Source organism: Scytonema hankhaensis NUACC26 (assembly GCF_045865695.1).
Lineage (GTDB): Bacteria > Cyanobacteriota > Cyanobacteriia > Cyanobacteriales > Nostocaceae > Scytonema.
In genome coordinates, this window is the sequence record NZ_BAACAP010000184.1 from 47409 (window position 1) to 58216 (window position 10808).

A 10808-nucleotide genomic window follows, 5' to 3' on the forward strand; every position below is an offset into this window, starting at 1 on the left:
TATTATATAAGAGTCTGTTGGAACTGCGCTCTTTGCAATCCACAGTCTTGGTTACTGTCTTTTGAAGGCTTTACTGTTTCATGTCGATGAAAATATTTAGGAGTGGCTTGACTTCCGGTGTCAATGCAATAAGCAAAAGTCTACGCCTAATTCTCTCAACAATTCCGGCTGGGATGTCGCTTGCCTTTATAAGTTTTGCAGTCTTGCCCGGTTATGTATCTGCGGACGTATTCGATTGTTTTGATGGCAAAAAATGTGTGAATGCGCTCTCCACTTCAGTTGATTGCAAGCAACCAGAGGATTACGATATTACCCGTCCAAGTGCTCCGAGTTCGAGAACGGACGTTACAGTACTTTCTTTTCATGGTGGTGATATTGAAGCTGAAACGAGTGCCATTAGCCACAAGCTTGCTACGATGTACGGTTGGGATAGGTATGATTTAAATGGTCATGTTAACACCAGTCAATGCCGTTCGTTAGGTCAGAACAGTTTTCAAATTCTGCACATCACTTCGACTCACTTCGACGACCCAGAAGCCCAAGCGCTTGTCAATGCACACCCAAAGTCTGTAGCCATTCACGGCTACGGCAAATCTAGGACTGATTTGAATTCCAATTATTCTAAAGGCACTATTTGTGTGGGTGGAGCTAGTAAAGCTCAAATTACCGCATTTATTAACTATGTTAACAGCAACAAATCGGTTTTTGAGTCCAGTCTTGATGGTTATCACCTGATTCCCATCAATGCCCCATCTGTTAAAGAGCCAAGCACAAAGGAGCAAGAAAACCAAAAGCCAGCTTGTTACGATTTAAAGGGAGAGGATAAAAATAACATTGTTAACCGGAATGCAAGCGGAAAGGGACTGCAATTGGAATTAAGTTGGGATATGAGAAAAGACTTAACAAATGATAGTACTAACTTTGACAGTTTGAGAAGCGTAATTTACGGAGCGATTGGATACGCGATGTCAGTAACACCTTGAACACCTGCACCCTACGATCTTTATAATAAGTCTTTAAGCGGACTTGATATAAGTAGATCGAGGGGTGCTCTCTTGCCAAGACGTAATGAGTTGCTGCAATTTTAATTTGCCCAGAAAGACGGGCGAGGACGCCCGTCCCACAAGAGTTAAGTGTTTTAGACGCTGGCTCTCGATCGCACAATAAAAATAGCCGGTGTTTTGAGCGATCCGTCTCACAAGAGTTAAATGTTTTAGACGCAAAAGTAATCGCTCCCTCATTTAGAAAAAAAGGCGATCGCTAACTCTCAACCAATTAAACCAATCAATCGAAAAGCGATCGCAACAGTGAAGGAGTGTAAGAATAACAGCCAATGAGAACATCATTCCATTAAGCGGTTTCCCAAAATAAGATATTGAGATGGTTTGCCATCCTTCCTCTTATGCGCGAACTAAGTAGGTAGGTGAGAAGAAACCGAACTGTGTAAAGATATATAAACCCGCTAAAACCCTTACAAATGAGAAACAACGAGCCTGACTAGTTAGCTTTATTTGTGACGAGCTACTTAAATAATTATGAAGTGGACAAAAAACTTAAAATATTACCCATACTAGTATGGAGCGAGTAAAAAGATAGTTTCTTGCTATTTCGTCTTTTTCTTTCCGAGTTCTTCACTTTTTTGGTTTATGTTCGGGTAGTTGCGGTAATAAATGGTTACAAGCCAAGTAAGCATCTACCAAAGTGGTGTGGGAACCAAACGCACCATTTTTCTGACATCAGACAATTTTACTAATAATATTCTCAAATATGAGAGTTTTCTTATTTTAAGCTTTCGTAAAAATTTTCTATGCTTTAAAATTTATAAGAATATTCTTATTCTATAAATAGTTACATAAATTTAATGAAAGCTAGAAACTTATCTATAATAAACATTGTCAATTTAGCCATTCCAGTATAAATCCACTTGACCTCGAACAGTAGATCGAATACCTTAAATGGTCAACTATACCTTTTCTAGGAATTCTAACAATATGAGTAGAAAACTTATACTTAACCTACTTTCTAGTTCTTCAGTTTTTGTATCGCTGATGTCTACACTAGGTGTTATCCATCCCGTTCATGCTGCTACTAATAACCAGCAATTAATCCATACCAAAAATGGTCAGACTTGTATAACTAGTCCTCATGCTGTTAATAAATTGGTATGTATCCGAGATTCAGAAAGAAAACAAGCATCTACTTCTGAAAATTCATCGACTGTCACAACAGGAAAATCAGCACAGAACATTGCCACGTTGGAATTTTCTGATGAGGAAAGTGATGCAGCCATTCAGTTATTCGGATGCGATTGTCCGGCTTGCATCAGTTCCTTACGTCAATTACGAGGAACTGGAAACTTGGTTTACTAAACTTCTGTTTGGCATTCCCATGCTCTGCATGGGAATGAAAGTAAACGGGGTGATATGTCTACTTATTGCCAAACAAACACTTTAGCTTCATAAGCTCCCAAGTCAGTTACAATACCGTCATCACCAGCTTCGATATCGTAGTTACTAGTCCATTCGTGCCACGTACCAGTATTAGGGAAGTTAGGCACATGATACCCACTAAGGAAGTTTTCTGAGAAATTGACAACGACAACAACACGAGAACCTTCATCGTTCCATCGGCTGTAGGCAAAAACTTTTGCCTCTGGATTTTCATGAATGAAGTCAATATTTGCCGTGTAAAGAGCATGATTGTGTTTCCGCAGGTTAATCAAACCTTTGTAATATTCAAATAAGCCACGATTCAAATCATTGCCCAGCAATTTCCAATCAATTTTGGCTGACTCTTGGGTTTTTGGCTTGTACTCCCCAAATTCTTGACCCATCCAAAGCATAGGTATACCTATGGCTGTCATTAGGAGAACTGCACCCAACTTCAATCGTCTAAAAGCATCTTCATCAAAAATATTGCGGTTTCCTAATTCTACTATCAGGCGATCGTGGTCGTGGTTTGCCAGGTAATTCACAACATTCGTACTACCCATGAAACCTTGGCGCTTACAGTCAATGACATCTTTAAGTTGTTCTATATCAAAGGTATCACCGCAAAGGTGTGGAACAATAGTATGTAGGAAACTATCATGCCAGCAACCATCCATCGGTCCATCAGTATTGGTAATGCTAGGAGTTTCAGGAATGTGCTCGGCAACATTATAAAAAGGCTTCATGCTAGCTGTTTTTTTAGTTTCCTCTACAATCCAGTGCATGAAGTCATAGTTAGCAATTTGCCGTGCCGCATCATAACGAATACCGTCGAGATGATATTCACTAATCCAAAACCGAACCGTATCTCCAATAAATCTTCGAGCAGGATATGTCTCTAAATTTTCATCATAGTGTTCGTAATTAAATTCGGGACCCCAGTTATTATCGGGATCGCGGGGAGAATGATGATACCAATAATCGTGATCTATTTGTGTGAGGGGACAAGATGCTTCTGAATGGTTATAAATACCATCCATAATGACACGAATGCCTCTAGCATGGCACTCATCAATGAGATTTTTTAACTCTGCTGTTGAACCATAACTTGACTCTGTGGCGAAAAAGTAACGAGGATTATAACCCCAACTATAACTGCCTGGATATTCTTTAACTGGCATTAACTCAATAGCGTTAATTCCTAGTTCGCACAGATAATCCAACTTTTCTACAACGTGCTTGTATTTTCCACGTGTATCAGGATCATCTTCACCACCAGAAAAATCAGCAACATGTAATTCATAAATCACTAATTCATGGTCTACGGGCAAAGGTTTATCGTCATGTTGCCAAACATAAGTATCAACAATACGTTCGCCATCTTTTATTTGTATAAGACCATTGTCATGTCCGCCCCATTCATCAATGTTAGTAGCGTAAGGGTCGGTCACATCTACCCATTGGTCGGGTTCAAAAAACCAAGATTTAGATTGAACGCGAAATTTATATTGATAAGTACCGTCCTCTAATTCAATAGTTGTGCGAAAATAACCATCATCACCCTTTTTCATTGGGATTGGTTCCCAGTTAGAAAAACAACCAATGACCGCAGCGCCTTCATTATAAGGTGCAAATAAGTTGAACTCTATTGACTTTGCCATAGTAAATTGTAAAATTGAAATGATATTTACAGGTAATAGTAAACATTCCCATAGCAGCCCTAAATCATTTATCGCAAAGGATGGCTCCCCTACTTGTATTTCATAAATCAAATAAGATTGCTATAACAGTGTTGCTAAGGACTAAATAATTATTAGTTATAACGATTATTTAGTCGTTAACAATCTAAAGTTAGAAGAATGTTTAGACTATTAATATTGTGTAGTTTTATAATAGATTCGCCAATCATCCCCTAGAAATAATTAAGAATATTATACCTCTCTCTAGAGAATAAAGATATAGCGCTTTTTCGAGTAAAAAGACATAACTTCATGAAAATTATGCACTCGCCTAAACCAGATTGGTTGGACAAGCATAATTTATCAGTCTCGTATTTGATGTTTGAAATATATGTAGTATGGCGGGCAATACCCACCGAAACACTATTGGTAGGTATTGCCGAACTGTACTAGAGTACCGCATCAAAATAGCAAGGAATGCCCATTGAAACACTATTGGTGGGCTTTAGCCCTACCTACAGTACTTAGAAATTTTTACAAATTCTTTATGATTCCTATAGTTCTTGGAAATCCCTACAATCTGAGGCAAAGCAGTGTTAAATTAGCTGAGGAGTAGCAACCTCAAGCAGTGGCTTTTGAAATCACGTTTTATGTCACAAGACAATCAGAATCAACAACCACCTTCTTCTCCCGAACCAAAGGAGAGTCAGTCCCAGCAAAGGATTGAGCAAGTCACTCAACCTTCCAAAAGAGTTCAACCTGTTTGGAAGTCTTTTATTATCGGAATTCTGAGAGGAACGATTGGAATTTTAGAAGCGACGGTGGATAAAATAGAGACAGAATCTCCCGTTGGAGCTGTAGATACGAGAGGTGGAGCATCTTTACAAGGGTGGGGTGTGGTTTTAGGGAAAATCCGCTCGTTCTTACCAGAAAATTTATCAACTAAGTTCTCAGATACAGCTTTGACAGGGATTATTGCTGGAATTGCTGTCGTTACTTTCTGGATAACTTCTTCTGTCCTCTCTGGTAAACCTACTGAGGTTGCTACTGTTCCACCAACTCAAGAAGCACCTCCTACAACAATAACAACTCCACCAGTTGCAGAAGAAGTTCCACTTCCACAAATTGAGGAAACTCCAACACCACAAGCAGAAGAAACACCTCCATCAGTTGCAGAGGAAGAAACACTTCCACAAATTGAGGAAACTCCAACACCACAAGCAGAAGAAACACTTCCACCAGTTACAGGAGAAGTTCCGCCACAGGTTGAGGAAAGCCCATTGCCAGAACCTACTCCTACTCCAACACCAGAGATAATCTTAACTCCAGAACAAACATTGATCGCAGCTATCGAAAATCAAGTTGCAGAAATTAGCGATCGCTTTGCCTCTGGATTGATACAGTCTATCCAAGCTAACTTCCGTAGCAGCAATCTGATTATCAAAATTAGTAACGAATGGTATAATCTGAAACAATCGCAACAAGACAAACTTGCGGCGGATATATTACAGCGCTCAAAGGACTTGGATTTCAGTCATCTAGAAATTATCGACTCTCAAGGTAGGTTAGTAGCGCGTAATCCTGTGGTTGGTACTGAGATGATTATATTTCAACGGCAAGCAAGAAATACTTAGTTCTTATACCCCTAAAATTGTGCAGATTATTGGAGTTTTCTTTATTAGCAACGTTTTGATTGAAGTCGCTTACTTTATTCTTGATGAGTTTTATTTAAAAACTACAGATGCAACGGGAATACAGCGACAGAAACGGCTGACGCTTATTCCCTTAATGCGGAGTTTTGTCAAATATTTCGTCTACTTTAGTGCCGGAGTGACTATACTCAAGCTGATTGGCATCGATCCTGCGCCTATCTTAGCAGGTGCAGGAATTGTGGGTATTACGTGTTTCTTTCTGTAAATGATAAAGCTATCCCTTAATTGTTAAGTTTAGTAAATTTTATGAAAGATAGTAGGGTGAGCAATGCCAACCAACGGCGAATGGTGGGCTTTAGCCCTACCTACTAGCATTTCATAAATCAAATAAGAGTTCCATAGTATATTCAGGCTGCATATAGAAGTTAGCCTCGGTGCAAAGCGTATCCGCCTAGAGATACAGAGCTTCCGACTACCATAGAGAAAAATCAATAACAATAATAAGAAATTTTACAAATATAAGATTTTCTTAGAGTAAGCATCTATTAATTATGTAGTTCACTAATTTACTTTTGATGACAATAGAAGATAATCTATTAAGAAGATTAAACAACACTTAAATTTTCAATGCATATTTGCATTTTTAGGAAAACTCTCTCCTTACTACAAGGTGACCGATTTTGTTTTCCTCTTTCTTAAAGTTCTTTGCTTCTCGGGGGTTTATTCAAGTAGGTCGTCTTTGGGAGAGAAAAAAGTAACAGTTGTTATGTGATAACAGCGTTCTATTTTGCTGCAAATTTAAAGGAGATTTAATGGCTTCTTTTCTGCTTGAATCTGTTTGGTTAATTCCTTGCTATTCGCTTGTTGGCTGTTGTTTAGCCATCTTTTGGTCGCCGGGAATCATTCGGCGTACAGGACCAAGACCAGCAGGCTATGTCAACTCGGTAATGACATTTTTGTCGTTTGTTCATGCGGCTTTAGCATTTCCTGCAACTTGGAATCAAGCGCCATATGACGTATCTATACCTTGGCTAAGTACGGCGGGTTTAAATCTCTCTATTGATATATCCGTATCCTCAGCAAGTGTGGGTGCGATAATTGTCATTACTGGCTTAAATTTGTTGGCACAAATTTTTGCTATTGGCTACATGGAAATGGATTGGGGCTGGGCTCGCTTCTATTCTCTCCTAGGATTGTTTGAAGCAGGTCTTTGCGCTCTTGCATTGTGTAACTCGTTGTTCTTCAGTTATGTCATTCTGGAAATCCTGACTCTGGGAACTTACCTACTAGTAGGACTTTGGTTTAGTCAACCCCTGGTTGTGACTGGCGCTAGAGATGCTTTCTTAACCAAACGGGTTGGAGACTTATTTTTGCTTATGGGGGTTTTGGCAATTTGGTCTGTTGCTGGAACTTGGAACTATACAGATTTAGCTCAGTGGGCGGAGACTGCTGATGTCAACCCTGTTTTCTTGACTTTAACATGCTTAGCACTCATTGCAGGTCCGATGGGTAAATGCGCTCAGTTTCCTTTGCATTTGTGGTTAGATGAAGCAATGGAAGGACCTATTCCTAGTACGATTCTACGGAACTCGGTAGTTGTTGCTAGTGGTGCTTGGGTACTGATTAAGCTGCAACCTGTTTTAAGTTTGTCGCCTGTAGTTAGCTCTGTTATGGTAGCAATTGGTGCAGTCACAGCGCTAGGTGGTTCTTTGATTGCGATCGCTCAAGTTGATATCAAACGTTGCTTATCATACTCTGTAAGTGCTTACATGGGTATGGTGTTTATCGCTGTAGGAACGCAACAAGATGAAGCAGCATTGCTGTTAGTTCTTACCCATGCCTTAGCCGCAGCACTTTTAGTTATGAGTACTGGTGCTGTTGTCTGGAATAGCATTACTCAAGATGTTACTCTTTTGGGAGGACTTTGGACGCGCCGTCCCGTATCAGGCATAGCTTATGCAGTAGGAACTTTAGGATTGATTGGTTTTCCACCTTTAGGGGGTTTTTGGGCATTACTAAAACTAGCATCAGGATTGTGGGAAACTCAACCTTGGCTTGTAGGAATCATCATATTTGTCAACACGTTAACAGCTTTCAGCTTAACGAGAGAATTCAGTTTAATATTTGGTGGGAAACCAAAACAAATGAGCGAGCGATCGCCAGAAGTCAGTTGGCAAATGGCTCTACCCATGATTGTGTTGCTTGGTTTTACGCTTCATTTACCTTTGGTGTTGCAAAGTTTATCGCTACTACCTGCTTGGGCAGAACTCAACAAAGATGTCGCACTACTACTGATATGGTCGAGTATTTTTGGTTGCAGCATTAGTAGCGTCATTTATCTGGGCAACATAATTGCCAAACCTATTCGCTTCCCTTTAAAGGTATTACAAGATTTACTGGCATACGATTTCTACACTCCAAAACTGTATCGGGGAAGTATAGTTTTGAGCGTTGACCTAATTTCAAAACTAGCAGATATCATCGACCGTTTCGTATTTGATGGAATTGTTAACTTGGTTGGCTTAATTTCCATCTTAAGCGGACAAAGTTTGAAATACAGCACCTCCGGGCAAACACAGTTTTATGCATTTACCGTGCTGTTAGGAGTCGGTGTTTTAGGAGCATTGATGAGTTGGGAATACTGGGGAGTTCATTTAATGAACTTGTTTTTCTAGTAAATAAAAACAAAACACGTCTTTTAGATTGAACTTATCTATGTTGAGCACTTTGATTTGGCTGCCTATTTTAGGTGCTGTTGTTATTAGTTTTTTACCAAAAGCTATACCTGCAAGTAATGTTCGTCTCACAGCCCTAACAACTGCTGGGATAGTTCTCCTGTGGAATATTTTCCTGCTACTAAAATTTGATGTCTCTAATTCAGGAATACAGTTGCAGGAATATTTGCCTTGGAATGAAACCCTTGGTTTAAACTATCAATTAGGAGCTGATGGGCTTTCCATATTGATGCTGCTGTTAAATAGTTTGCTAACTTGGATTGCTATTTATAGCAGCAATCAACAAACGGAACGCCCCCGACTTTTTTATTCCCTAATTTTATTAGTAAGTGGAGGAGTTGCAGGAGCCTTTGCAGCACAGAATTTATTGCTCTTCTTCTTGTTCTATGAACTAGAATTAATCCCTTTCTATCTGCTGATTTCGATTTGGGGCGGTCAAAACCGAGCTTATGCTGGCATCAAATTTCTGATTTATACTGCTGTGTCAGGAGCATTAATTCTAGCAACATTCTTAGGGACAGTATGGCTCACAGGCTCGACTGATTTTAATTACAATACTCTGGCAACTCAAACTCTATCGACAACACTGCAAATCATTCTTCTTTGCGGAATTTTGTTGGGATTTGGTATCAAAATTCCTCTTGTTCCTCTACACACTTGGTTACCAGATGCTTACGTTGAAGCTTCAGCCCCCATTGCGATTCTTCTTGGTGGAGTGCTGGCAAAGTTGGGAACTTATGGGGTTTTGCGATTTGGAATGGCGTTGTTTCCCGAAGCCTGGAGTATTCTCGCACCAAGTCTAGCCATTTGGGGAGCAGTCAGTGCTATATACGGAGCAGTCACTGCGATCGCACAAAAAGATATCAAGCGCATGGTGGCATATAGCTCCATCGGTCATATGGGTTATATATTGGTAGCCGCAGCAGCCAGTACTCCTTTGGCACTCATTGGTGCGATCGCCCAAATGGTAAGTCACGGAATTATCTTGGCGATACTCTTCCACCTGGTGGGAGTTGTAGAAGCTAAGGTGGGAACTCGCGAGTTGGATAAACTGAATGGTTTAATGAGTCCCATACGCGGTTTACCTATGGTCAGCACCTTACTCATTTTAGGAGGCATGGCAAGCGCTGGTATTCCAGGAATGACGGGATTTATTTCTGAATTTATTGTGTTTCAAGGTAGTTTTTCTGTTTTCCCAATTCCAACACTGTTATGTGTCGCCTCTAGTGGTTTAACTGCAGTTTACTTTGTCATTCTTCTCAACCGTACTTGTTTTGGCAAGCTTGACAACAACCTAGCTTACTATCCCAGAGTTTTATGGTCTGAAAAAATACCAGCTCTTGTCCTAGCAGCACTCATTATCTTTTTGGGAGTACAGCCTAAGTGGTTAGTGCGTTGGAGCGAGCCAACAACAGCAATGGTGGCTGCTATTCCACCTATAGAAAGAGCGATCGCAACTAACCAGTGACCAGTGACCACCTGACCAGTGACCAATAACGTTTAAGGAAGTCAAAAAATGGTACAAGCTCCAGATAAAGTCCAAGCGAAATTACCTCCTTCAACCCATGAATTTGCAGAAATCATTCATCGTTTGGAAGCAGGCGGTGCAATGTTGCCCGACACTCCAGAAAACTTAATGCAAATTATCGGGCTTTACAAAGCTTATGCAGTCCCAATGGACTTTTACTGGCGGGACTTGTTATATATTGCCGAACAAGTATTTTTAAACCCTTTTCCCTTTTTTAAATACTTCATTTCTCAAGAATATTTAGACCGTCACAATCACTACGCTGGTGATGATGCTGAGTTGAGAGTTTGGCGTGGTGAAGCTCATGCTCACCCAGAATTGTTGGCATTTATGGAGAAGGGAGAAACCTTCAAAATGCCAAAGTTATTCCATCATTTATTCCACGATCGCATCAACATGGAATTTGCTGAAGCTTGTATGAGAGCAATGCTTTGGCACAGAGGAATGGGTGGTAAATTCGATCCTTACTTAGATACTGAAGAATACAAAGCTAACGCCGATAGAGCAATTAAAGCTTACTTTAAAGGCAACCCATTGATGTTAGGACTCTACAAACTGTTTCCAGATATGTTTCTCGAACAGTGTCGTCAGATGTCTTACTATGCTAATTTGGGGCTATTCTGGGAAGTCATGGCTCCTGTCTTCTTTGAAATGTCAGATTTGTATGACGAAGGAAAAATTACGACTGTCCCAGAAGCAATGAATTTTATCGTAAATGGGATTTTTGCAGTTGCAAATCGTCCTATTTACCATCATGTTTATATCCGTGGTGAATGCTACGAAAT

Annotated in this window: 9 protein-coding genes; 8 read left to right on the top strand and 1 reads right to left on the bottom strand. The window is 40.1% G+C overall.

The window, feature by feature from the left end; translation table 11 throughout:
- Window positions 1-86: 86 nt before the first annotated feature.
- Together ACKTT2_RS18140 and ACKTT2_RS18145 are read left to right on the top strand one after the other, a co-directional pair.
- Window positions 87-983, top strand: a complete 897-nt coding sequence (locus ACKTT2_RS18140; protein ID WP_407889393.1) for a poly-gamma-glutamate hydrolase family protein — start codon at window positions 87-89, stop codon at window positions 981-983.
- A 1008-nt stretch (window positions 984-1991) separates the two neighbouring features.
- The gene (locus ACKTT2_RS18145; protein WP_407889395.1) at window positions 1992-2369 is read left to right on the top strand and encodes a hypothetical protein; all 378 of its coding nucleotides are present in this window, start codon (window positions 1992-1994) and stop codon (window positions 2367-2369) included.
- Between the two features lie 62 nt (window positions 2370-2431).
- Here ACKTT2_RS18145 and ACKTT2_RS18150 read toward each other — a convergent pair whose 3' ends face one another.
- Entirely contained in the window at window positions 2432-4090 is a 1659-nt protein-coding gene (locus tag ACKTT2_RS18150) for an alpha-amylase family glycosyl hydrolase (protein ID WP_407889397.1), read from the bottom strand.
- 330 nt (window positions 4091-4420) lie between these two features.
- On the opposite strand from ACKTT2_RS18150, the gene ACKTT2_RS18155 reads away from it, so the two are divergent.
- From ACKTT2_RS18155 to ACKTT2_RS18180, 6 genes are all read left to right on the top strand, one after another.
- Entirely contained in the window at window positions 4421-4561 is a 141-nt protein-coding gene (locus tag ACKTT2_RS18155; RefSeq protein ID WP_407889399.1) for a hypothetical protein, read from the top strand.
- 197 nt (window positions 4562-4758) lie between these two features.
- Complete coding sequence (locus ACKTT2_RS18160; protein WP_407889401.1) at window positions 4759-5742, top strand: hypothetical protein; 984 nt, start codon at window positions 4759-4761, stop codon at window positions 5740-5742.
- 19 nt (window positions 5743-5761) lie between these two features.
- On the top strand, window positions 5762-6025 hold the full coding sequence (locus ACKTT2_RS18165; protein WP_407889403.1) for a hypothetical protein: 264 nt from the start codon (window positions 5762-5764) through the stop codon (window positions 6023-6025).
- Between the two features lie 547 nt (window positions 6026-6572).
- Window positions 6573-8435 (top strand): NAD(P)H-quinone oxidoreductase subunit F, encoded by a 1863-nt coding sequence (locus tag ACKTT2_RS18170; protein ID WP_407889405.1) that lies wholly within the window; start codon window positions 6573-6575, stop codon window positions 8433-8435.
- Window positions 8436-8475: 40 nt separating this feature from the next.
- The gene (locus ACKTT2_RS18175; RefSeq protein ID WP_407889407.1) at window positions 8476-9963 is read left to right on the top strand and encodes an NADH-quinone oxidoreductase subunit M; all 1488 of its coding nucleotides are present in this window, start codon (window positions 8476-8478) and stop codon (window positions 9961-9963) included.
- A 48-nt stretch (window positions 9964-10011) separates the two neighbouring features.
- The coding region (locus ACKTT2_RS18180) for a CO2 hydration protein (protein WP_407889409.1) at window positions 10012-10808 on the top strand (797 nt) is incomplete at its 3' end.

Coding starts and splice junctions, on each gene's coding strand:
- ACKTT2_RS18145 (WP_407889395.1), top strand. CDS start 1,992: ATGAGTAGAAAACTTATACTTAACCTACTTTCTAGTTCTTCAGTTTTT.
- ACKTT2_RS18155 (WP_407889399.1), top strand. CDS start 4,421: ATGAAAATTATGCACTCGCCTAAACCAGATTGGTTGGACAAGCATAAT.
- ACKTT2_RS18150 (WP_407889397.1), bottom strand. CDS start 4,090: ATGGCAAAGTCAATAGAGTTCAACTTATTTGCACCTTATAATGAAGGC.
- ACKTT2_RS18160 (WP_407889401.1), top strand. CDS start 4,759: ATGTCACAAGACAATCAGAATCAACAACCACCTTCTTCTCCCGAACCA.
- ACKTT2_RS18175 (WP_407889407.1), top strand. CDS start 8,476: ATGTTGAGCACTTTGATTTGGCTGCCTATTTTAGGTGCTGTTGTTATT.
- ACKTT2_RS18140 (WP_407889393.1), top strand. CDS start 87: ATGAAAATATTTAGGAGTGGCTTGACTTCCGGTGTCAATGCAATAAGC.
- ACKTT2_RS18170 (WP_407889405.1), top strand. CDS start 6,573: ATGGCTTCTTTTCTGCTTGAATCTGTTTGGTTAATTCCTTGCTATTCG.